The following is a 21,678-nucleotide window of genomic DNA, read 5'->3' as shown; positions in this document are numbered from 1 at the left end:
CGCAGCCGCCTACTTGACCACGTTCACCATCTTGCCCGGTACGACGATCACCTTCCGCGGCGCGGCACCCTCGAGGATGGCGGCGATCTTCTCGTCCGCGAGCGCCGCGGCCTCGATCGCCTCCCGGTCCGCGTCGGCCGGCACGGTGATACGGCTGCGCACCTTGCCGTTGACCTGAATCGGGTACTCGACCGTGTCCTCGACGAGCCACTTCTCGTCCGCCACCGGGAACGGACCGTGGGCCAGCGACTCGGTGCGCCCGAGCCGCGACCACAGCTCCTCGGCGAGGTGCGGGGCCACCGGGGCCAGCATGAGCACGAGCGGCTCCACCGCCGTCCGCGGCGCCCCGTCCGGGTATGCCTTGGTGAGGTGGTTGGTGTACTCGATCAGCTTGGCGATGGCGGTGTTGTCGCGCAGGCCCGCGTAGTCGTCGGACACGCCCGCGATCGCCTTGTTGAGGGCGCGCAGCGTCTCGTCGGTCGGCACGGCGTCGGTGACTCGCAGCGCGCCGGTCTCCTCGTCGATCGCGGCCCGCCACACCCGCTGCAGGAACCGCTGCGCCCCGACGACGTCCTTCGTCGCCCACGGCCGGGACTGGTCCAGCGGGCCCATCGACATCTCGTACACACGCAGCGTGTCGGCGCCGTAGTCGTCACAGATCTGGTCCGGCCCAACGGAATTCTTCAGGGACTTGCCCATCTTCCCGTACTCGCGGTGGACTTCCTCACCCCGGTGGAAGAACTTCCCGTCGCGCTCCTCGACCTCGTCTGCGGGCACGTACACGCCGCGCGAATCGGTATACGCGTACGCCTGGATGTAGCCCTGGTTGAACAGGCGTCGGTACGGCTCGGACGAGGTGACGTAGCCGAGGTCGAACAGCACCTTGTGCCAGAACCGCGCGTACAGCAGGTGCAGCACGGCGTGCTCGACACCGCCGACGTACAGGTCGACCCCACCCGGGTCGTGCGGGCCGTGGACCTGCGGGCGCGGACCGGTCCAGTACGCCTCGTTCTCCTTGGCGCAGAACTCGTCCGGGTTCGTCGGGTCGATGTAGCGAAGCTGGTACCACGAGCTGCCGGCCCACTGCGGCATGACGTTGGTGTCGCGGGTGTAGTGCTGCAGCCCGTCGCCGAGGTCGAGCTCGACGCTCACCCACTCGTCGGCCTTGGCCAGCGGGGGCGACGGCTCCGAGCTCGCGTCCTCGGGATCGAACGACACCGGCGCATAGTCCTCGACGTCCGGAAGTTCCACCGGCAGAGCCGATTCCGGCAGAGCGTGCGGGTTGCCGTCGGTGTCGTAGACGATGGGGAACGGCTCTCCCCAGTACCGCTGCCGGGCGAACAGCCAGTCCCGCAGCTTGTACTGGATGGTGCCGGTGCCCGCACCGGACTCCTCGAGCTTCGCGATGATCGCCTTCTTCGCGTCGGCGACGCTCAGCCCGTTCAGGTGGCCGGAGTTCACGAGCGCCCCGTCGCCGGTGTACGCCTCCTCCGAGATATCGCCGCCCGCAATAACTTCCACGATCGGCAGGCCGAACGCGGTGGCGAACTCCCAGTCTCGCTGATCGTGGCCGGGCACGGCCATGATCGCGCCCGTGCCGTACCCGGTGAGCACGTAGTCCGCGATGAACACGGGCAGCGACTGCCCGTTCACCGGGTTGACGGCGTAGGCGCCGAGGAAGACGCCGGTCTTCTCCTTGCTCTCCTGCCGCTCGAGATCGGACTTCGCGGCGATCGACGCCCGGTAGGCGGCGACGGCCTCGGCCGGGGTGGCGGCGCCACCGGTCCAGCGCTCGTCGACACCCTCCGGCCATGCAGAGGCGACGATCTCGTCGACGAGTGCGTGCTCGGGCGCCAGCGTGACGTAGGTCGCGCCGAACAGCGTGTCGGGGCGCGTGGTGAACACCTCGATCGTGGCATCCGGATGATCGGCGGCGGATTCCCCGGCGCTTCGCTCGCCCCGGACGGCGAACTTCACCTGCGCCCCGTGCGAGCGCCCGATCCAGTTGCGCTGCATGGTCTTGACCTTCTCGGGCCAGTCCAGGTACTCGAGGTCGTCGATGAGGCGGTCGGAGTAGGCGGTGATCCGCATCATCCACTGCTGCAGGTGCTTGCGGAACACCGGGAAATTGCCGCGCTCGGAGCGGCCGTCGGCGGTGACCTCCTCGTTGGCCAGCACCGTGCCCAGACCCGGGCACCAGTTGACGAGGGAGTCCGAGCGGTACACCAGCCGGTACTCGTCGAGGGCGGCGAGCCGCTCCGCCTGCGACAGCGACGCCCAGTCGCGTCCGTCCGCGAGCGTGCGGGTGCCCGCGTCGAGCTCGGCGGCGAGCTCGTCGATGCGGCGCGCCTTGTTCTGCTCCGGGTCGTACCAGGCGTTGTAGATCGTCAGGAAGATCCACTGGGTCCAGTGGTAGAAGTCGACGTCCGTCGTCGCGACCGAGCGGCGCTCGTCGTGGCCCAGCCCCAGCCGGCGCAGCTGCCGCTGCATGTTCTCGATGTTCGCCTCGGTCGTGGTGCGCGGGTGCGTGCCCGTCTGCACCGCATACTGCTCGGCCGGCAGCCCGAACGCGTCGTAGCCCAGTGTGTGCAGGACGTTGTGGCCCAGCATGCGGTGGTACCGGGCGTACACGTCGGTGGCGATGTAGCCGAGCGGGTGACCCACGTGCAGGCCCGACCCGGACGGGTAGGGGAACATGTCCTGCACGAACAGCTTGTCCTCGGGGACGTCGCCGGCGAGCGGGCCGACCGGGTTCGGCGCGTTGAACGTGCCGCGCTCCCGCCACAGATCCTGCCAACGCCGCTCGATCCGTCCGGCGAGATCGGCGGTGTATCGGTGTTGCGGGGTGGCGTCGGACGACGGTGTGGAGGGCTGCGCAGGACGAGTCACGGTGGTCGCTATCTACTTGGCTGACGTCATTTACCTCCGACCAGGGTAGAGCCTGGCCCGACCCGGCCCGCCCAGCGGCTGTGCCTCCCACGTATCCTCGAGGGGTGTTGATCGTCGCCATCGTGTTGTTCGTGCTCGCTCTCGCCGTCGGCGGGATCGCCGTCGCCGGACTGACCGGGCGGCTGCCGCGTAACCGGTGGGCGGGCGTACGCACCGCCGACGCCCTGCGCGACGAGACGACGTTTGCCCTGGCCAACAAGGTCGCCGCCCCCAGTCAGCTCGGCGCGGCAGGCCTGCTCGTCCTCGGCGGCGTGGGCGCGCTCGCGCTCGATACGGTCCCGGGTCTGATCGCCGTCGTGGGTGCCGTGATCGCGGCCTTCTTCACCGCCGGTGTGGGCGGCTCCATCGGCGCCCGCGTCGCGGCGGCCAGCGCACCGGCCGAGACCGCCGGGTGCGGCACGTCGTGCGGGGCGTGCAGCCTGCGCGGCGCCTGCGAGCCGACCGCCTGAGCGCAGCGCACGGCGCCGGGTGACCGCCTGAGCGCAGCGCAAGGCGCCGTGTGACCGCCTGAGCGCGGTTCCCTCCGGCCGAGTGGTTCTCAACCCCGCGTCCGGAGGAGATACTGACAAGGTGACTCCGGCGCTGGCCGGTGCCCGGCTGAAGTCCACGATCCGCGACGCGGCCGCCGCGGCGACGGACGCCGCCGAGTTCCGGGAGGTGGTCCTGGACGCGATCCGCGCCCGGGTGCCGTACGACGGGGTCTGTCTGGCCACCACCGATCCCGCGGCTCTCGTCCCCACCACCCTGACGACCCGCGGATACGAGGTTCCGCGGGCCTATGCGTCCGCCCTCGAGTTCGAGTACGGCGGGGACCCCCAACCGGGCCGGTTCGACTCGCTGCTGCACCGGGAGGTCCCCATCCGGACGCTCCGCGAGGTGACCGGCAACCGCGTCAGGAGCAGCCGGCAGTATGCCGAACTGCTCGCGCCCTACGGGATGCAGGACGAGGTGCGCATGCTCTTCCGCGGCCGCGACGGAGCCTGCTGGGGCGCGTGCACGATGAGCAGGCGACCCGGCCGGGAGTTCGCCGACGAGGAGCTCGAGACCCTGGGCACGGTGCTCACCGACATCGGGGAGGGGTTGCGCACCACCCTGTTCCGCGACGGCACGCGCACCCCCCACCCCGGCTCCGAGGGACCTGCCGTCGCGATCGTCGGCCCCGACGACGAATTCGAGTCGATCACCGCCCCCGCACTCGAGTACTTCGAACGGCTCGGCTGGGGGCCGCCCGGCAGGCCCGTGCCCACCGCGCCCGCGGTGTCGGCAGCACTGTGGCTGCGGCGATCCGGGTCGGATTCCGCGGTCTTGCGGGCCCGCACCCTCGACGGTGAGTGGGTCGTGATCCGCGTCGGGCGGTTCGACGGCGAACACCCGCCGCGGCGCGTGCTGATGACCGTGGAGCGGGCGCAACTCCCGGAGATCGTGAGCCTGGTCGCGGCAGCGCACGGGCTGACCCGGCGCGAGTCGGAGGTACTCACGCAGCTTCTCGCCGGCAGGACCCGTCATGAGATGGCCCACGTCCTGGGCATCAGCCCGTACACGGTGCAGGATCACCTCAAGGCCGTGTTCGCCAAGACCGGCGTCAACAGCCGTGCGAGCCTGGTCGCCAAGCTGGCACACACCGAGTACGTACCGCGCCTCGGGCAGCGCATCGGCCCCGACGGCTTCTTCACCGAACGACGGTCCCTGGAGCCGGCTTCGGCCCCGAGAAGCTGAACCGAGCGTCCCCGGCGACTCGGCCTGCGAGGCTCATTCCCAGCGCCGCACGCGCCGGTAGCGCGGGTTCCACCAGAACCGGTGCACGAGCCGCAGCGGCACGGGCAGCTCGCTCAGCACGCGGCGGGCCTGCTCGGGGGTGGCTCCCTCGACGACGTACGGCCCCAGCTGGGCGATGTCGCTGTAGGCCAGTTCCTTGACGGCGGCCTTGGACAGCGCCTGCCATTCCTGCGCGGTGATCATCTCCTTGATGAGGGGGAACGCGTCGCGCTCCTCGTGCGCGAGATGCGACTGCAGCAGCGCCACGAGGTCGTCGATCCGATGCGGCACCTGCCGCGGGCCGTGCTCCCGGTCGTCGAACGCGTCCTCCAGCGCGGCGAGCGTCGGATCGATGAGGGAGTGCTCGGCCTCCATGTCGTCGAGCACCGCGAGGTCGTCGGGGCGGTCCGCGAACTTGCGGCGCATCAGCGGCCAGATGTGGGTGTCCTCGATCCTGTGATGGTGGTGCAGTTCCCGGCTGAAGCCGTGCCACCCGACGAGCAGGGCGTCGTGCGTCTCGTCGTTCTCGGTGCCGTAGGTCTGGGCCACGTGCGCCAGGCGCGCGGCGTCGCGGCGGAACGCGGCGTGCAGCAGCGTCATCACGTCCATGTCGTCGTCGGTCAATGCGGTGGACTTGGTGGTGGTCATGTCGTCGACCTCGATCCTGTCGTGCTCGAACCCTTGCTTTCGAGCGTGCGACCGACGAGGGCGGCGCTCAATCCCACATTCGGGGGAGGTCGGGAGGCGCGAGGCGGCGGTTTCGCCCTTCCCTACGCTGGGCCCGTGACCACCCGCCGCGTGATCGACCCCGCCGGGGCCCTGTTCGGGCTGGGCCTGCCCCTCGTCGCCGCCGGGGTGGCGCTGCTGCTGCCGCGACTGTGGGAGTCGCGCCTGCCCCCGCGGATCGCCACGCACTGGTCCGGGTCGGCACCGGACGGATTCTCGGACCCGGCATCGTTCTCGTGGACGATGGCGCTGGTGATCCTGCTGGTCGGCGGCGGCTGCAGCGCGATCGCGGCGCTGGCCCCCGCAATGCTGATGATGCGGCGCTACATGCTGGTGCTCGGTCTCGGGGTGACCGGCCTGCTGTTCACCCTGTGCGCGACGGTGCTCGCGGGCCAACTGGACGCGCCGGCCGAGCAGGCACAGCTGCCGATGTGGAGCATCGGCGCGGGCGTCGCGCTCGGCGTCGCCGTCGGGATACTCGGGGCGTCGCTGCTGCGGGACCACCGGGTCCGGCGGTCCGCCGTCGCCCGCCCCGATCCGGCGCTGCCGCGCGGACCGGTCGAGCTGCCGATCGTCGAGCAGGTCGGCACCGGAACCCGCACCACTCTGGTGCTCGCGGCGCTGGTCCTGGCGCCCGCGGTCCTCGTGTGCGGCGCGGCGCGCAGCTGGTGGCCGCTGGCGATCTTCCTGCCGGTCGCCGTGCTCGTGCTGAGCCTGCTGCGGTTCCGCGTCGTCGTCGACGACACGGGCGTGCGGGTGCAGAACCTCGGAATGACCGCGGTGGACTACGGTCTCGACGAAATCGTCGGCGCGAAGGTCGCTCACGTGCGTCCCTTCCAGGACTGGGGCGGGTGGGGATTACGCGCCAAGGGCCGGGGCCGGTACGGCCTCGTCACGATCACCGGCCCCGCGCTGGTGGTCACCGTCGCCGGAGGGCAGGAGTTCACCGTCACCGCGTCGCAGGCGGAGCGCATGGCCGGCGCGCTCAACACCCTCGCCGATCGTCGCTGACCGGTGCGATCCGAGGACGCGGGCTACGCGAACAGCCCGCGCGTACGCGGCTGATCCGGTCTAATGGGAGCGATTGCCGACGAGTACGGAGGCCGACGTGAGCCATCGGAAGCAGTTGCACCCAGACGGAGTCCTCGAGCCGGCGTACACCGGGCGCATCGACAGTGAGCCGGTTCCGGCGCTGCGGCTGCCGAAGCACTCGATGGATCCGGGGGAGGCGTACCGGTACATCCACGACGAGCTGATGCTCGACGGCAGTTCGCGGCTGAATCTCGCCACCTTCGTCACCACGTGGATGGAGCCGCAGGCCGATGTACTCATGGCCGAGACGTTCGACAAGAACCTCATCGACAAGGACGAGTACCCGGCGACCTCGGCGATCGAGGAACGCTGCGTGGCGATGGTCGCCGACCTGTTCCACGCGCCGGGACTGTCCGACGTCGATGCGGCGTCCGCGACGGGTGTGTCCACGATCGGCTCGAGCGAAGCGGTGATGCTCGCGGGCCTGGCGCTCAAGTGGCGCTGGCGGGCCCGGCGGCAGGCGGCCGGCCAGGACGCCTCACGTCCGAATCTGGTGCTGGGCAGCAACGTTCAGGTGGTGTGGGAGAAGTTCTGCCGCTACTTCGACGTGGAGGCGAAGTACCTGCCGATGGAACCCGGCCGCTACGTGATCACCTCCGATCAGGTGCGGGAGGCGTTGGACGAGAACACGATCGGTGTCGTCGCGATCCTGGGTACCACGTACACCGGTGAGCTCGAACCGGTGGCCGAGATCGCCGGGATGCTCGACGACGTGGCCGACGCGGGCGGTCCCGACGTGCCGCTGCACGTCGACGCGGCGAGCGGCGGATTCGTCGTGCCGTTCCTGCATCCGGAACTGGAGTGGGACTTCCGGGTGCCGCGTGTGGTGTCGATCAACGTCAGCGGGCACAAGTACGGCCTGACCTACCCGGGCATCGGGTTCGTGGTGTGGCGCGACAAGGAGTACCTGCCCGAGGACCTGGTCTTTCGGGTCAACTACCTCGGCGGGGACATGCCGACCTTCACCCTGAACTTCTCCCGGCCCGGGAACCAGATAGTCGGCCAGTACTACAACTTCCTGCGGCTCGGCCGCGACGGATACCGCCGGGTGATGAAGACGCTACGGTCCACCGCGTGCCGGCTGGCCGAGCAGATCGCCGGGATCGAGGGGATGCGCCTGATCTCCGACGGCACCGCCATCCCGGTCATCGCGTTCGAGCTCACCGGGGATCCGGGCTTCACCGTGTTCGACGTCTCGCACGAGCTGCGGACACACGGCTGGCAGGTGCCGGCCTACACGATGCCGGCCGACGCCCAGGACGTGGCGGTCCTGCGGATCGTGGTCCGGGAGGGGTTCAGCGCCGACCTCGCGCGGCAGCTGTTCGCCGACCTCGAGCGGGTGTGCGCCGACTTGCGCAAGGAGGGACCGCTCCGGCACTCCAGCGAGCAGCACTTCGCGCACTGACCGCCGGGTCGCTCAGTTCCGTTCGACCTCGATGGGGTGGGTGGCCAGCAATGCGAGCGGTAGCGGCTGCCGGCGCAGCACCCGCGCCCACAGGTCGACCCGTGGCGGTCCGAGGATGTCCTGGGGGAGGGCGGAGATGACCATCCAGTCGTCGTTGCGGAGCTCGCCATCGAGCTGGCCGGCGCTCCACCCGGCGTAGCCGGCGAAGATGCGGATGCCTTCCACGAGCGGGCCGATGACGGCCGGGTCGGAGTCGAGGTCGATCATGACCACCCGCCCGTCGATCCGGCGCACCCCCGGCACGCCCTCGACGGAGACGCCGACGCGCAGCGTGCCCAGGCACAGGGCCGAGTCCCGCCGGACGGGGCCGCCGACGTAGAGCGCCTTCGGATCGGCGCTCAGCGCCGTCCACTGCGGCAGCACGGCCTGGACCGCGGTGTCGCTGGTGCGGTTGAGCACCACGCCGAGGCTGCCCACGTCGCCGTGCTCGATGATGTAGACGACCGTTCGCCGGAAGGTCGGCTCGACGAGGTCGGTGGCCGACACGAGCAGGGTTCCGGGCCGGACGGCCGGTGTCGCCGGTGCCGTGCGGTCCTCGGGTTCGTCCTGATGCTGCGCCACCCCGACATCATCCCACCGTCGCCGACGCCGCGTGGCGGCAAGGCGGGGGAGTTGTTCAGGACAGCCCGACGGTCTCGGCGAGCACCGTGAGGTGATGGTCGAACAGCTGCCCGGGGTCGGTGAAGGTGTCGGTGCCGTACTGGCCGAAGACCTCGAAGTTCACGGCCCCGAACAGGGCGGCCCAGACCAGCACGCCGCGGGCGAGGACGGCGTCGGGAACGCCGGTGCCGAGTTCGGCGCGGATCCGGCCGAGGTCGGCGGTGAGGATGTCCGGCACGGCGACGGTGGTGGGGATGCGGAGGGTGCCGGCGGCGTAAGCGTCGCCGAGGATGCGGACGAGCCGGACGACGACGCGGGTGCCCGGACCCGTGGTCCGCTCGGCGGGGGCGTGGTAGCCGGGGACCGGGCTGCCGAACAGCAGGGCGTAGCGCGCGGGTTCGCGCAGCGCCCAGGCGCGCACCGCGTGGCCGAGCACGCGGAACTGCTCGGCGTGGGCGTCCGCGGCGACGTCGGCGAGCGCCTCGTCGACCGTGTCGGCGAGTTCGGTGTAGCCGTCGACGACGAGGAGGGTGAGCAGTTCGTCGCGGCTGGCGACGTAGCGGTACACCGCCGAGGAGACGACGCCGAGGTCGCGGGCGACGGCGCGCAGGGACAGCGCGGCGGCTCCGTGGGTGGCGAGGTGTTCGCGGCCGATCCGCAGGATGTCGGCCATCGTCTGCTGCCGGGCGCGGGCGCGGGGGGTTCCGGTCATGTCCCTCACCCTGCCAGATGTGCGAGCACCGTCAACAAAAGTGAGCACTGCTCTTGACTTTGCGCACCCGGGAGCGCATCGTGATGTCAGACAGAGAGCAGTGCTCACATTTCGAAGGAGCTGACCACCATGTCGAATCTGCAGGTCGTCACCGGAGCCGGGCCCGTCGGCTGGACCGTCGCCGAACAACTCGCCGACCGGGGCCACCGCGTCCGCGTCCTCACCCGCTCCGGCAACGGCCCCGAACACCCGCTCGTCGAACGCCGCCGGGTCGACGTCTCCGATCCCGCCCGGCTCGGCCCCGCGCTCGAGGGTGCCGGTGCCGTGTACCACTGCATCCACGGCTCGGCCTACCGCGCCGACACCTGGGAGCGCGAACTGCCGGCGGCGGAGAGCACGGTCCTCGAGGCGGCCGGGCGCACGGGCGCGGTGGTGGTCTTCCCCGAGAGCCTGTACTCCTACAGCGAACCGGACCGGGTCATGACCGAGGACTCGCCGCGCGCGAGCACCACCGGCAAGCGGGGCGTGCGGGCCCGGCTGCTGGACCGCCGCGCCGAAAGCGCCACCCCGGCCGTGAGCGTGGTCGCGTCCGACTTCTTCGGCCCCCACGCCCGCACCGCCCACGCGGGCGAGCGGATGGTGCCGGCCATCCTGGCCGGGCGCAGCCCCCGCGTGCTCGGCTCACCCGACGTTTCGCACTCGTTCACGTACGTGCCGGACCTGGCCGCCGCCATGATCGCGGCCGCGGCGAATCCGGCGGTGTGGAACCGGGTCCTGCACGCTCCCACCGGTCCGGCCGGCACGCAGCGCGACCTCGTCGCCGCGTTCGCCGCGGCCGCGCAGGTGCCGGCTCCGAAGGTCGGCACGATTCCCACCTGGATGCTGCGCGGTGCCGCGCTGGTCAACCGCGACGCCCGCGAACTGACCGAGATGCTCTACCAGTTCACCGATCCGTTCGTCATGGACTCCGCGTACAGCGAGGAACTCCTCGGCCTGCGCCCGACGCCGCTGCCCGAGGCCGCGGCCGCGACGGTGCGGTGGTGGCGCGAGCGGTGACACTCACTTCCCGGTCTGGGAGGCGGCCGCCCGCTCGTCGAGGTCCGCGAGGGTGATCGGGTGCCGCGGGGGCTCGTCGACGACGACGGTGCGGGTGGCCCGGAGCTCGCCGTCGACGTGCAGCAGCTCCCCGCAGCGCAGGTCCGACCAGCCCGGATCCTCGTCCATGCGCTCGCTGGCGACCACGACCGCCGGCTGCCGCGCCAGGTGGCCCGAACGCACCCGGACCGTGCCGGCCTCGCTGGCGTGCTCGAGATGGCGGCCGCCGTGCGGGCCGCCGGCGGGACGCTCGAGGACGAACAGGTCGTGGGTGTCCGGATAACGCAGCGCCCACAACTGCGTCGCGGTCGTGAGCACGACGTTCAACGCGTAGACGGGCAGATTCTCGGCGGCCCACCGGACCGCGGCGGTCAGGCCGGCGCCGACGTCGCCGCCGTGCTCGTCGATGCGCCGGGTGACGAGCGCGAAGAACCGCTCCGAGTCCGTCTCACCCGCCACCAGGTCGCGGTACGGGCCGAGCTCGGCCTCGAGCCGCGGCAGATCGCCGAGGACGCCGTTGTGGGCGAACAGCCGCCCGCGCTGCTCGAACGGATGCGTGTTGCCCACGTCCAGGCCTCCCGTCGAGGCGAACCGGATGTGGGCGAGGAACGTCTGCGAACGCCGCTCCTTCGCCTCCGTGGCGAACGCGCGGTCCTCGTACGCCGCCAGGGGCTGCTTCTCCACCACCGGGCGGCCGTCGTCGGTGAATGTCCCGAGCCCGGTGCCGTCCGGTTCACGCCGGCTCTGCCGGGCGAGCGAATCCGATGCGTCGAGCAGCCAGAAGGTGGCGTGCACCCGGTGCGGCGCGGCGGTCAGCCCGAACAGTCGGCACATGACGGGACGTCCCCTCTTCCGGAAGTAGCCGGTTGCGCCGAGGGTAGGCCGGAAAACCTCGCCGGGGAGGCGGAACCGTCGTCGCGGGGCGACCTCGCACCGGACGGATAGTGTCGGACACTGTGCGGGAGTCGAGACGGCAAGCGTGGCGGTCCACGGCGACGGCTCTGCGCCGATCGCCGGGACTGGCGCGATTGACGGTCGTCCGCTTCGCCAGCCAGTTCGGGGACGGACTGTTCCAGGCCGCGCTCGGTGGGGCGATCCTGTTCAATCCGGAGCGCCAGACCGATCCCGCCGCGATCGCCGCGGGATTCGCGGTGTTGCTGCTGCCGTACTCGGTGGTCGGGCCGTTCGCCGGCGCGCTGCTCGACCGCTGGGACCGCCGGCTGGTGCTGCTCGCCGCCAATGCCCTGCGCGGCGTGCTCATCCTCGCCATGTCGGCGCTGCTCCTCACCGGCGGCGGATCCACCCCGCTGCTGCTGCTCGCGCTCGCCGCCGTCGGCGTCAGTCGCTTCGTGCTCGCCGGGGTGTCGGCGTCCCTCCCGCACGTGGTGCGCCAATCATGGCTCGTACCGGTCAATTCCGTGCTCGCGACGGTAGGATCGGGGATCTCTGCCCTCGGGGCGGGCATCGCGGTCACCACGATCGGCCTCGTCGGGGAAGGCGACTTCGGCTCCGGGGTGGCGGTGGCGCTCGGCGTCTCCGGCTCCGTGGTCGCCGCGCTCGCCGCCGGCGGCTTCGCCCGTCATGCGCTCGGTCCCGACCGTGCCGTGCTGCGCCACCCGATCCGGGCCGTCGCCGCCGGTCTGCACACCGGTGCCACGGCGGTGTGGGAGGCGCCGGGGGTCACGGTCGCGATGATCGGTATCGGTGCGCACCGCATCGTGTTCGGCATCGACACGCTCATCATGGTGCTGGTGCTGCGCGACGCCGACGGGGCCACGCTGCCGGGCGGGCTCGTCGGGTTCGGCGTCGCCGTGGGCGCCACCGCCACCGGGATGCTCGTCGCGGCGGTCGCCGCCCCGCTGGTCATCCCGCGCCTCGGCCGGCCCCGCACCGTCGTCACGGCACTGATCTGCGCGGGCGTCGTCCAGCTCGTCCTGGTCACCGGGTTCGACGAGACGGGACTGCTCGTCGCCGCATTCCTGCTGGGTCTCGTCGGTCAGACCATCAAGCTCACCGGGGACGCCGCGATGCAGATCGAGATCGACGACGCCCGTCGCGGGCAGGTCTTCGCCCTGCAGGACACCGTGTTCAACATGGCGTTCCTCGCGGCGATCGTCGCGGGCGCCCTGGTCGTCGCGCCCGACGGCCGCAGCCCGGCGCTCGCGCTCGCCGGGGTGGCGGTGTACGTCGCCGGTCTGGTCGCGGCGACGACGATCCGCCGGCTCCGCATGTGAGTCTCCGCGGTTTCGGGCGCCGGATTTGTTAGGTTCTCCGGGGCATTTCCCCGAGTATCCGGAGGAGAACGCGATGGCACGCAGGCACCGCACGCCGCTGGCTGTTCTCGCCCTGGTCTCGTCGACCCTGCCGCTGTTCGCGCTGCCCGCCCAGTCGTCGCCCGCCCCGCCCGTCAACTCGTGCGGCGAACCGGGCTTCGATCCCGCGGTCGAGCCCCCGGACCCCGACGCGCCGCAGCTGCCACGGATCGACATCCCGCCCGTGGTGAAGATCCCCCTGCCGTACCCCGAGATCGTGCCGGTCCCGATCCCCGGCCCGGCGCCGGACAACACCCGCGTGCCGCAGGAGCCGTTGCCCGCCGACCCGTGCGCCGACCCGTGCCCGGACCTCGGTCTCGCGCCGGACGCTCCCGACGCCCTGCCCGGCGGCTCGAGCGGCTCGAGCGGCTCGAGTGGGTCGAGTGGGTCCGCCGGCTCGAGCGGATCCTCGAGTTTCCTGCCGCGCGTCGAGCTGGATCCGCAGCCGGAGACGATCCCGATTCCCGTGCCCGGCGCGCCGGGTGCACCCGTCCCACCGGCCCCGCCACGGGAGAACCCGCCGTTCGAGCCGGGTATCGTCACCGCCCGGCCGCCCCTCCCCGCCGTCGGCGACGTCGAGCTGGTCTCCCAGCTGACCGGTCCCGGCTCGGAGAACCGCACCGATGCGCGCTGGGCCGTGCACGGCACCGACCTCGGCATCGTGTGGGAGACGCGCCCCGGCGAGGTCGCCCTCGCCTTCGGTGACACGTTCGGGCTCGAATGGACGCCGCCGGGCGGGGCCGGCGGAGACTGGCGCAGCAACGTCCTGGCATTCAGCCGCGACACCGACCTGTCGGACGGCCTCACCATCGACGCGATGGTGCAGGACAGCCCCTGCCACGCCGCGGAGATCCTCGACGCCCGGCATGTGAAGAACTTCGAGACGACCGTCATCCCCACCTCCGGCTTCGCGATCGGCGACCGCCAGTACCTGAGTTACATGTCGGTGCGACGGTGGAGCGTCGTGCCGGGCATGTGGTACACCAACCACGGCGGCATCGCCTATTCCGACGACCACGGCCAGACGTGGATGAAGGACCCGCATGCCCGCTGGGACAACGTGTTCGGGCTCGGCCGGTTCCAGGTCGCGACGATGGTGCCGCACGGCGACCACGTCTACATGTTCGGCACTCCGAACGGCCGCATCGGGTCGGTGGGCCTGGCCCGCGTGCCGGTCGACGACGTGCTCAATCCCTCCGCGTACCAGTACTGGGTGCACGACCGCTGGATGCCCGTCTTCGAGCAGCTCGCCACCCCGCTCGTCGACGGCGCGGCGAGCGAGCTGTCGGTGCGGTTCGACGCCGGACGGGACCGCTGGCAGATGAGCTACCTGGAACCGATCGCGGGCGATATCGTTCTCCGCGAGTCGGATTCGCCGCAGGGCGTCTGGTCCGATGCCGCGACGCTGGTACGGACCTCGGACTACCCGAAGGCATACGGCGGCTTCATGCACCCGTGGTCCCACGGCGCGGACCTGTACTTCACCGTGTCCGAGTGGGACAGCTACAACGTCTACCTGATGCGCGCCCGCCTGAACTGAATCCCTCTCGCGCGCAGCGCGAGCCGAGCGAATGTATCGTTCACCTCCTCAGTCCGACGGAACGATACATTCGCTCGGTCAGCGGGCGGCATGGATGCGGACCTCGGTGGCCTTGACGACGAACCACATCGTCGCACCCGGTGCGAGCGCGAGATCGGCAGCCGCGGACGTGGTGACCTCGGCGGTGATTCCGGACTCGGCGGCCCGGACGAGGACGGTGGCACCGTGGACCTCGAGTTCGCCGACGACGACGGCGAACGAGTTGCGGGGGCTGCCGTGGGGTTCCTCGGGATAGACCGCGACGGCGGCGGGGGTGAACACCGCCACCGCCGAATTCCCTGAGGCACAGTCGCCGTCGAGCACACCACGGACCCGGCCGACGGGGGTGTCGAGTCCGTCCGCGGTGACGGTGCCGGCGAGCAGGTTCAGGCCCGCGATGCGGGCCGCGAAGGCACTGCGCGGCCGGGACAGCACGTCGCGCACCGTGCCCTCCTCGACGATCCGGCCGTCGTCGAGCACCACGGCCCGGTCGGCGAGCGCCAGGGCGTCGAGGGGGTCGTGGGTGACCACCAGCGCCGTGCGTCCCGGACCGCGCAGGACGGTGCGCAGCAGCGACCGCACGGCCGGGGCGGCCGTCACGTCCAGGGCGGCCATCGGTTCGTCGAGCAGCAACAACCCCGGGTCGGCCGCCAGCGCGCGGGCAATCGCGACGCGCTGGGCCTGTCCCCCGGAGAGCTGGTGCGGCCTGCGGTCGGCGAGTTCCGTCGCGTCGACGGCGGCGAGCTGCCGCAACGCCGCGGCGCGGGCGGCCGATCGGCCACGGCCGGCGCTGCGGGGAGCGAACGCGACGTTGTCGAGGACGCTCAGGTGCGGGAACAGCAGCGGCTGCTGCGCGAGCAGGGCTACCCCGCGACGGTGCGGCGGCACGGCCACTCCCGCCGCAGTGTCGGTGAGCACGCGTCCGTCGAGTTCGATGCGACCGTCGTCGGGCTGCAGCAACCCGGCGATCACGTTCAGCAGCGTCGACTTGCCGGCGCCGTTGGGTCCCAGGACCGCGAGCACGCGGCCGGACTCCACGGCGACAGCGAGGTCGACGTCGCGGGACCCGACCCGGGCACGCAGCCGCAGGCCGGTCACAGTCCGCCCGCGATCCGCCGCCCCCGTGCGGCGACGACGATCACGAGGGCGGTCACGACGAGCAGCAGCGACAACGCCACCGCCGCGTCGGCGTCGGTCTCGCGCTGGAGATAGATCTCGAGCGGCAACGTGCGGGTGACACCCTGGAGGCTGCCGGCGAAGGTGAGGGTGGCCCCGAACTCGCCGAGGGCCCGCGCGAAGGCCAGCACGGTGCCGGACGCGAGGCCCGGCAACACGAGCGGCAGGGTGACCCTGCGGAAGACGGTGGTGGGCGGCGCCCCGAGCGTCGCGGCGACCGCCTCGTACCGGGTGCCGGCGGTGCGCAGGGCACCCTCGAGGCTCATCACCAGGAACGGCAGCGCGACGAACGTCTGCGCGAGGACAACTGCCGTGGTGGAGAACGCGATACGGATTCCGAGCAGCTCGAGGTGCTCGCCGATCAGTCCGCGGCGCCCGAAGGTGTACAACAGTGCGATCCCGCCGACCACGGGCGGCAGCACGAGCGGCAGCAGCACGAGCGAGCGCAGGACCGGAAGGAAACGCACGGTGCTGCGCGCGAGCACGGTCGCCATCGGCACGCCGAGCAGGACGCACAGCACCGTGGCGGCCACCGCGGTGCGCAGGCTCAGCGTCAGGGCCTGCAGAGATGCCTCGGACGTCACCAGTTCCGGGAAGCGCCGCCAGTCGACGGCGAGGATCAGCGACAGCAGCGGCAGGGCGACGAACAGGCCGCCGATGATCGCGGGGACGTAGATCCACGTCGGCAGCCCGGCCGGCCGGACGCGCGTCACGGGGCCGCAAATCCCTTCTCGGCGAGGATCCGTCGTCCCTCGGGGCCGGTCACGTACGCGACGAACGCCGCCGCCGTCACGGGGTTTGCGCCGTCGGCGAGGACGGCGACGGGGTAGGTGTTGACGGCCGCCGCGGACTCGGGGAACGGCACGGCGGTCACGTCGTCGCCGGCCCGCAGAGCGTCGGTGACGTAGACGAGCCCGGCGTCGGCCTGCCCGGTGGCGACCTTGCCGAGCACGTCCGTCACCGAGGATTCCTCGCTGACCGGCTCGAGGGTGACGCCGGCGACGTCCTCGACGCGGGCGGCCGCGGCGCCGCACGGTACCTGCGGCGCACACACGACGACGTCGAGTCCGGGACGGCTCAGATCCGCGAAAGTCTGCACGTCCTCGGGGTTTCCGGGTTCGGTGACGATGGTGAGGGTGTTGGCCGCGAAGTTCACGGGCTCGCCGGCCACGAGACCGGCATCGACGGCCCTGGTCATGTTCGCCGTGTCGGCGGAGGCGAAGACGTCGGCGGGGGCACCCTGGGACAACCGCGCGACGAGGTCGGCCGAGCCGGCGAAGTCGAAAACGACATCCGTGCCCGGATTTTCGGCCTCGAATCGTACCTCGATCTCCCGGAACGGTACCTGCAGCGACGCGGCCGCGAACACGGTCAGCTCGCCGGCGACCGCCGTGGCGGGCGCAGGGTCGCCGTCGCCACCGGAGCCGCACGCGGCGAGCATCAGCGCCGAGAGCACGACGACGACTGCCTCCCACCGTCTCACGACGCACCCGCCGGGGTTTCGACGATCACCGTCGTGGCCTTGACGACGGCCACCCCGAGGCTGCCCGGTTCGAGGCCGAGCTCACGGACGGCCTCGGTGCTCATCAGCGAGACGACGCGATGCGGGCCGCACTGCATCTCCACCTGCGCCATGACGGTGTCGGACACCACGCGGGTCACGATCCCCGCGAACCGGTTGCGGGCGGAGCTGCCCACGCCGAGCAGATCGGGTGCCTCGTCCGCCTGACGGCGGGCGAACTCGGCAAGGTCGGCTCCCTCGACGATCTTGCGGCCGGCCCCGTCCTTGCCGGCGGGCAGGGCGCCCTGGTCGATCCACCGCCGGACGGTGTCGTCGCTGACGCCGAGCAGCCGGGCGGCGTCCTTGATGCGAATCTGCGTCACAAAGCAGACATTACTTCCGCTTCTACGGACCTATCAAGGGTGGCGAAACGATTTTGCGGATCAGTACACGTCGCGCACGTAGCGCTTCTCGGCTGCGAGCTGCTTGACGTACGTTTCGGCGTCCTCCTCGTCGAGCCTGCCGTGCACCTGCACCACCTCGCGCAGTGTCTCGTCGACGTCCTTCGCCATCCGGCTCGCGTCGCCGCACACGTAGAAGTGGGCACCGTCCTGCAACCACTTCCACAGCTGCGCCCCGTGCTCGCGCATCCGGTCCTGCACGTAGACCTTCTGCCGCTGGTCGCGGGAGAAGGCCAGGTCGAGCCGGGTGAGGAAGCCGTCGGCGTGCATCGCCTCGATCTCGTCCCGGTACAGGTAGTCGGTGGACGACCGCTGATCGCCGAAGAACAGCCAGTTCCGGCCGGTGTGGCCCATCTCGCGACGATCGTGCAGGAAGGCGCGGAACGGCGCGATGCCGGTGCCGGGACCGACCATGATCATCGGGGTGTCCGGCGTCCGGGGCGGCCGGAAGTGGGTGCTGCGCTGGACGAAGATGGGGATGTCGACGCCGTGACTGTGGTCGGCGAGGAAGCTCGAGCACACCCCGGCCCGGCCGATGCCCTCGTAGCTGTAACGCACCACCGAGACGGTCAGCTGCACCTCGCGGGGGTTGGTCCGCGGGCTCGAGGAGATCGAGTACATGCGGGGCTGCAGCCGCTTGAGCACGGGCACCCACTCCTCGATCGGCGCCTTGAACGGATACGCCGAGATCACGTCCATCGCCTGTTTGCCCCACAACCACTGCTGCAGCTCGATCTTGTTACCCGGTCGCAGCAGCTTGGCCAGCTCCGCGCTCTGGGTCTGCTCGTGGACGAACCGCAGCAGCTCCGGGGTCACCCGAGCGATCTCGAGGTGCCGGGTGGCGGCCTCGCGCAGGGGAATGGTCGGCAGATCGGCGAATTCCACGGGTGTTTCCGGGTCGAGCGCGGTGACCTGCAGCCATTCGTCGACCGTCTCGGGCCCGTTGGTGGGCATCACGCCGAGCGCGTCTCCCGCCTCGTACACGAAGTCCGGGTCGTACAGCTCGAATCCGAACTGGCGCACGTCCTTCGACGACCCCGGTCCACTGAGCGGGACGTTCCGGGTCAGCCGGGTGACGAGCGGTACCTTCCGGCTGTAGGCGGGTTCGGACTTCGCCGGGGGTCCCGGGGCGGGCGCGGCCGGTGTGGCACCGTCGGGACGCACGAGTTGCTCGACGACGGCGAGCCATTCACCGGCCGGTTCGTCGTAGTCGGGCTCACAGTCCACCCGTTGCGTGAGCCGGGTGGCCCCGAGTTCGGCGAGCCGCTCGTCGATGCGGCGGCCGTGACCGCAGAAGTCGTCGTAGCTCGAGTCCCCGAACGCCAGCACGGCGTAGCGGGTGTCGGGAAGGCGGGGCGTGTCGTCACTGTTGAGGGCGTTCCAGAAGGCGGTGCCGTTGTCCGGGGCGTCGCCGTCGCCGAAGGTGCTGGTGATGACGAGCAGGTCGCGGACCCCGGTCAGCGCGGACACGTCGTAGTCGTCCATCCCGACCAGGGCGGCGGGCCGGCCCGCGGCGCGGAGCCGGTCGGCGCACATCCGGGCGAACTCCTCGGCGTTGCCGGTCTGCGACGCCCACGCCACCACCACCGGCGGCACACCGTCGGCCTCGTCGCGGTCCGGTACGGCGTGCGCGAAGTGCCCCGCGAGCAGCCCGTCCACCCATGCCCGGGTGGCAGCCGGAAGGGGAGCGGACGCCGGGAGCACCGGCACACCCACCTGTCCGGACTCCCGGAATCCCGTGAGAAATCCAGTCAGATAACGCTTTTCGAGATCATCGAGCACGGGCGGCGCGACGTCCCCCAGTCCGAGCGTCGAGGCGAGCCGGTCGGCCGGAGCACCCGACGGTTCGGGCCGGGCGGGCGTTGCCACCTTGGTCAGCGACACCGCGCACACCTTGAACTCCGGCTGCAGCGACGCGGGATCGACGGCGTCGTTGGTGACCGCGTTGACCGACAGGTACTCCCCGAACATGTCGTTCCAGTGGAACGGGGCGAAGCAGCATCCCGGCCGTACCCGGTCGGTGACCACGGCCGGCAGCACCGCCCGGCCCCGGCGGGACGCGACCTCCACCTGGTCACCGTCCGCGATCGAGAGTCGTTGCGCATCGCCGGGATTGATCTCGACGAAGGGTCCGGGGTTCAGCTTGTTGAGCTTGGCGACCTTCCCCGTCTTGGTAAGCGTGTGCCACTGGTGCTGGACGCGGCCGGTGCCGAGCACGACGGGGAAGTCGTCGTCGGGCATCTCGGCCGGCAGCATGTGTGGTCGGGGGTGGAACGCGGCCCTGCCGGTGGCGGTGGCGAACCGCAGCCGGGGGGCGGTGCCGTCCTCCGACCGCAGCAGGGTCTGGCTCACACCGTCGTTGAGATAGCGGATCGGGTTCCGGTCGGTCCCGGCGTCCGGCGGGCACGGCCATTGCACGGGGGTCTCGCGCAACCGGTCGTACGTGATTCCGCGCAGGTCGTATCCGGTCTTCGGGTTCCAGAAGCGCGTGATCTCCTCGAAGATCTCCTCGGGGCAGGAGTAGGTGAACGCCTCGGCGTAGCCCATTGCGCAGGCGACGCGCGCGATGATCTGCCAGTCCGGCAGGGCCTGTCCGACGGGGTCGATCGCCTGCTGCAGCAGCGTCAGGTTGCGCTCGGAGTTGACCATCACCGCCTCCGACTCCGCCCACAGCGCTCCCGGCAGCAGGACGTCTGCGTACGCGGTGGTTTCGGTCCCGAGAAAGACGTCCTGCGCGACGACGAAATCGGCCTTCTCGAGAGCTTCGACGACGGTGCGCCGATTGGCCACGGAGGCAACCGGATTGGTGCAGATGATCCAGCAGGCCCGGATGACGCCCGCGGCCATCTGCTCGAACATGTCGACGGTGCCCTTGCCGACCGTGGTGGGGATCGCGCCGGGCGGCAGCCCCCACTGCTGTTCGACGAAGGCCCGCTCGGCGTCGACGAGGACGGAGCGCTGCCCCGGCAGGCCGGGCCCCATGTAGCCCATCTCGCGGCCGCCCATGGCGTTGGGCTGGCCGGTGAGCGAGAACGGGCCGCTGCCGGTGCGGCAGATCGCGCCGGTGGCCAGATGCAGGTTGCAGATCGCGTTGGTGTTCCAGGTGCCGTGGGTGCTCTGGTTCAAGCCCATGGTCCAGCACGACATCCAGTCACCGGCCTCGCCGATCCACCGCGCGGCCGTGCGGATGTCCTCTTCGTCCAGTCCGGTGATCTCCGCGACGCGTGCGGGGGTGTAGTCGGCGAGGAACCCGGGCATGGCGTCCCAGCCCTCGGTGAATTCCGCCACGAACGCCCGGTCGACGTGCCCGTTCTCGACGATCAGGTGCAACAGGCCGTTCAGCAGCGCCAGGTCGGTCCCCGGCGCGATCTGCAGGAACAGGTCCGCCTTCTCGGCGGTGGCCGTGCGCCGGGGGTCGACGACGACGAGCTTCGCGCCGGCCTTGACCCGGTTCATCATCCTGAGGAAGAGGATGGGGTGGCAGTCGGCCATGTTCGCGCCGCTGACGAAGAACAGGTCCGCGTGGTCGAAGTCCTGGTAGGAGCCGGGCGGGCCGTCCGCGCCGAGCGACTGCTTGTAGCCGGTGCCGGCGCTGGCCATGCACAACCGCGAGTTGGATTCGACGTTGTTGGTGCCGACGAACCCCTTCGCGAGCTTGGTGATCAGGTACTGGGCTTCGAGGGACATCTGGCCGGAGACGTAGAAGGACAGGGCGTCGGGTCCGTGCTCGTCGAGCACCTCCCGCAACCGGCGGGCGGTCTCGGCGATCGCGGCGTCGACCTCCACGGGCACCGGCGCGCCGCCGCGTTCGGCGCGACGGTACGCGGTCTCCATCCGTCCGCCGGCGGCCAGCATCTCGGCACTGGTCGCCCCCTTCGTGCACAGGCGCCCGAAGTTGGTGGGGTGCTCCTTGTCGCCGTACGCGTCGAGCACCCGGCGGGCGCCGGTGGCGGGGTCGAGGCCGACCTCCAGCACCATGCCGCAGCCCACGCCGCAGTATGAGCAGGCGGTCTTGACCTTCGTGATCTCGCCCTGCATCGAACCGCTCCTCACCTGGGTCGGCCACGTTCCTCCGGCCAGGTCTCATGCTCCCGACATCGTGTTTCGTGGGCATTAACCGTGGTGAGTCCCCGGTGACATCTGGCTCACGATTCGCCGCCCGGGGCGGTGAGAGGGCCCGAACGGCCGATCGGCGGCCCCCGAGCGCCGGAACGGCGCGCGGCATCCCGCGGGCTGTGTCAGCCGGCGGGATGCC

General features: G+C 71.2%; 17 protein-coding genes. 7 read left to right on the top strand and 10 right to left on the bottom strand.

The window, feature by feature from the left end:
- Positions 1-9: 9 nt before the first annotated feature.
- Positions 10-2,889, bottom strand: a complete 2,880-nt coding sequence (leuS, locus tag ACWPOB_RS14115; RefSeq protein WP_455401206.1) for a leucine--tRNA ligase — start codon at positions 2,887-2,889, stop codon at positions 10-12.
- A 104-nt stretch (positions 2,890-2,993) separates the two neighbouring features.
- On the opposite strand from leuS, the gene ACWPOB_RS14110 reads away from it, so the two are divergent.
- Both ACWPOB_RS14110 and ACWPOB_RS14105 read left to right on the top strand, forming a co-directional pair.
- Positions 2,994-3,398, top strand: coding sequence for an SdpI family protein (locus ACWPOB_RS14110; RefSeq protein WP_006934385.1), 405 nt, complete (start codon positions 2,994-2,996; stop codon positions 3,396-3,398).
- A 121-nt stretch (positions 3,399-3,519) separates the two neighbouring features.
- Entirely contained in the window at positions 3,520-4,665 is a 1,146-nt protein-coding gene (locus tag ACWPOB_RS14105; RefSeq protein ID WP_455401205.1) for a response regulator transcription factor, read from the top strand.
- Positions 4,666-4,698: 33 nt separating this feature from the next.
- On the opposite strand, the gene ACWPOB_RS14100 is transcribed toward ACWPOB_RS14105, so the two are convergent.
- Positions 4,699-5,352 carry a hemerythrin domain-containing protein gene (locus tag ACWPOB_RS14100; protein WP_455401204.1) on the bottom strand — a complete coding sequence of 218 codons (654 nt, stop codon included), beginning with the start codon at positions 5,350-5,352 and terminating at the stop codon, positions 4,699-4,701.
- 135 nt (positions 5,353-5,487) lie between these two features.
- Between ACWPOB_RS14100 and ACWPOB_RS14095 the strand changes: the two genes are divergently transcribed.
- Positions 5,488-6,441 (top strand): DUF1648 domain-containing protein, encoded by a 954-nt coding sequence (locus ACWPOB_RS14095; RefSeq protein WP_455401203.1) that lies wholly within the window; start codon positions 5,488-5,490, stop codon positions 6,439-6,441.
- A gap of 97 nt (positions 6,442-6,538) precedes the next feature.
- Positions 6,539-7,927 carry a glutamate decarboxylase gene (locus tag ACWPOB_RS14090; RefSeq protein WP_455401202.1) on the top strand — a complete coding sequence of 463 codons (1,389 nt, stop codon included), beginning with the start codon at positions 6,539-6,541 and terminating at the stop codon, positions 7,925-7,927.
- A gap of 12 nt (positions 7,928-7,939) precedes the next feature.
- Here ACWPOB_RS14090 and ACWPOB_RS14085 read toward each other — a convergent pair whose 3' ends face one another.
- Positions 7,940-8,548 carry a YqgE/AlgH family protein gene (locus tag ACWPOB_RS14085; RefSeq protein WP_006934398.1) on the bottom strand — a complete coding sequence of 203 codons (609 nt, stop codon included), beginning with the start codon at positions 8,546-8,548 and terminating at the stop codon, positions 7,940-7,942.
- Between the two features lie 55 nt (positions 8,549-8,603).
- Positions 8,604-9,299 (bottom strand): TetR/AcrR family transcriptional regulator, encoded by a 696-nt coding sequence (locus tag ACWPOB_RS14080; RefSeq protein WP_455401201.1) that lies wholly within the window; start codon positions 9,297-9,299, stop codon positions 8,604-8,606.
- Positions 9,300-9,428: 129 nt separating this feature from the next.
- Between ACWPOB_RS14080 and ACWPOB_RS14075 the strand changes: the two genes are divergently transcribed.
- On the top strand, positions 9,429-10,355 hold the full coding sequence (locus ACWPOB_RS14075; protein ID WP_455401200.1) for an NAD-dependent epimerase/dehydratase family protein: 927 nt from the start codon (positions 9,429-9,431) through the stop codon (positions 10,353-10,355).
- Positions 10,356-10,358: 3 nt separating this feature from the next.
- Here the strand turns inward: ACWPOB_RS14075 and ACWPOB_RS14070 are convergent, their stop codons facing one another.
- A complete protein-coding gene (locus tag ACWPOB_RS14070; protein WP_455401199.1) occupies positions 10,359-11,228 on the bottom strand; it encodes a class II glutamine amidotransferase in 870 nt (289 codons plus the stop codon).
- Positions 11,229-11,350: 122 nt separating this feature from the next.
- On the opposite strand from ACWPOB_RS14070, the gene ACWPOB_RS14065 reads away from it, so the two are divergent.
- Entirely contained in the window at positions 11,351-12,628 is a 1,278-nt protein-coding gene (locus ACWPOB_RS14065; RefSeq protein ID WP_455401198.1) for an MFS transporter, read from the top strand.
- A gap of 73 nt (positions 12,629-12,701) precedes the next feature.
- Positions 12,702-14,246 (top strand): DUF4185 domain-containing protein, encoded by a 1,545-nt coding sequence (locus tag ACWPOB_RS14060; RefSeq protein ID WP_455401197.1) that lies wholly within the window; start codon positions 12,702-12,704, stop codon positions 14,244-14,246.
- 78 nt (positions 14,247-14,324) lie between these two features.
- Here the strand turns inward: ACWPOB_RS14060 and ACWPOB_RS14055 are convergent, their stop codons facing one another.
- The 5 genes from ACWPOB_RS14055 to ACWPOB_RS14035 are packed head-to-tail and all read right to left on the bottom strand — an operon-like array spanning position 14,325 to position 21,461.
- Positions 14,325-15,383, bottom strand: coding sequence for a sulfate/molybdate ABC transporter ATP-binding protein (locus ACWPOB_RS14055; RefSeq protein WP_455401196.1), 1,059 nt, complete (start codon positions 15,381-15,383; stop codon positions 14,325-14,327).
- Positions 15,380-16,174, bottom strand: coding sequence for an ABC transporter permease (locus ACWPOB_RS14050; protein WP_455401195.1), 795 nt, complete (start codon positions 16,172-16,174; stop codon positions 15,380-15,382). The genes ACWPOB_RS14055 and ACWPOB_RS14050 overlap by 4 nt, the downstream gene beginning before the upstream one ends.
- On the bottom strand, positions 16,171-16,944 hold the full coding sequence (gene modA / locus ACWPOB_RS14045) for a molybdate ABC transporter substrate-binding protein (RefSeq protein WP_455401194.1): 774 nt from the start codon (positions 16,942-16,944) through the stop codon (positions 16,171-16,173). Before modA ends, ACWPOB_RS14050 begins: the two co-directional genes overlap by 4 nt.
- Positions 16,941-17,345 carry a TOBE domain-containing protein gene (locus ACWPOB_RS14040; RefSeq protein ID WP_006934412.1) on the bottom strand — a complete coding sequence of 135 codons (405 nt, stop codon included), beginning with the start codon at positions 17,343-17,345 and terminating at the stop codon, positions 16,941-16,943. The genes modA and ACWPOB_RS14040 overlap by 4 nt, the downstream gene beginning before the upstream one ends.
- Positions 17,346-17,405: 60 nt before the next feature.
- Positions 17,406-21,461 carry a molybdopterin-dependent oxidoreductase gene (locus ACWPOB_RS14035; RefSeq protein WP_455401193.1) on the bottom strand — a complete coding sequence of 1,352 codons (4,056 nt, stop codon included), beginning with the start codon at positions 21,459-21,461 and terminating at the stop codon, positions 17,406-17,408.
- Positions 21,462-21,678: the final 217 nt, after the last annotated feature.

Source organism: Rhodococcus sp. 2H158 (genome assembly GCF_053764755.1).
Note: the sequence above shows the minus strand (reverse complement) of the source record. Positions and strands in the feature narration are given on the sequence as shown.

Bases quoted from the DNA above. Each gene is read 5' to 3' on its own strand.
- ACWPOB_RS14070 (WP_455401199.1), bottom strand. From the start codon at position 11,228: ATGTGCCGACTGTTCGGGCTGACCGCCGCGCCGCACCGGGTGCACGCC.
- ACWPOB_RS14035 (WP_455401193.1), bottom strand. From the start codon at position 21,461: ATGCAGGGCGAGATCACGAAGGTCAAGACCGCCTGCTCATACTGCGGC.
- ACWPOB_RS14075 (WP_455401200.1), top strand. From the start codon at position 9,429: ATGTCGAATCTGCAGGTCGTCACCGGAGCCGGGCCCGTCGGCTGGACC.
- ACWPOB_RS14060 (WP_455401197.1), top strand. From the start codon at position 12,702: ATGGCACGCAGGCACCGCACGCCGCTGGCTGTTCTCGCCCTGGTCTCG.
- ACWPOB_RS14080 (WP_455401201.1), bottom strand. From the start codon at position 9,299: ATGACCGGAACCCCCCGCGCCCGCGCCCGGCAGCAGACGATGGCCGAC.
- ACWPOB_RS14100 (WP_455401204.1), bottom strand. From the start codon at position 5,352: ATGACCACCACCAAGTCCACCGCATTGACCGACGACGACATGGACGTG.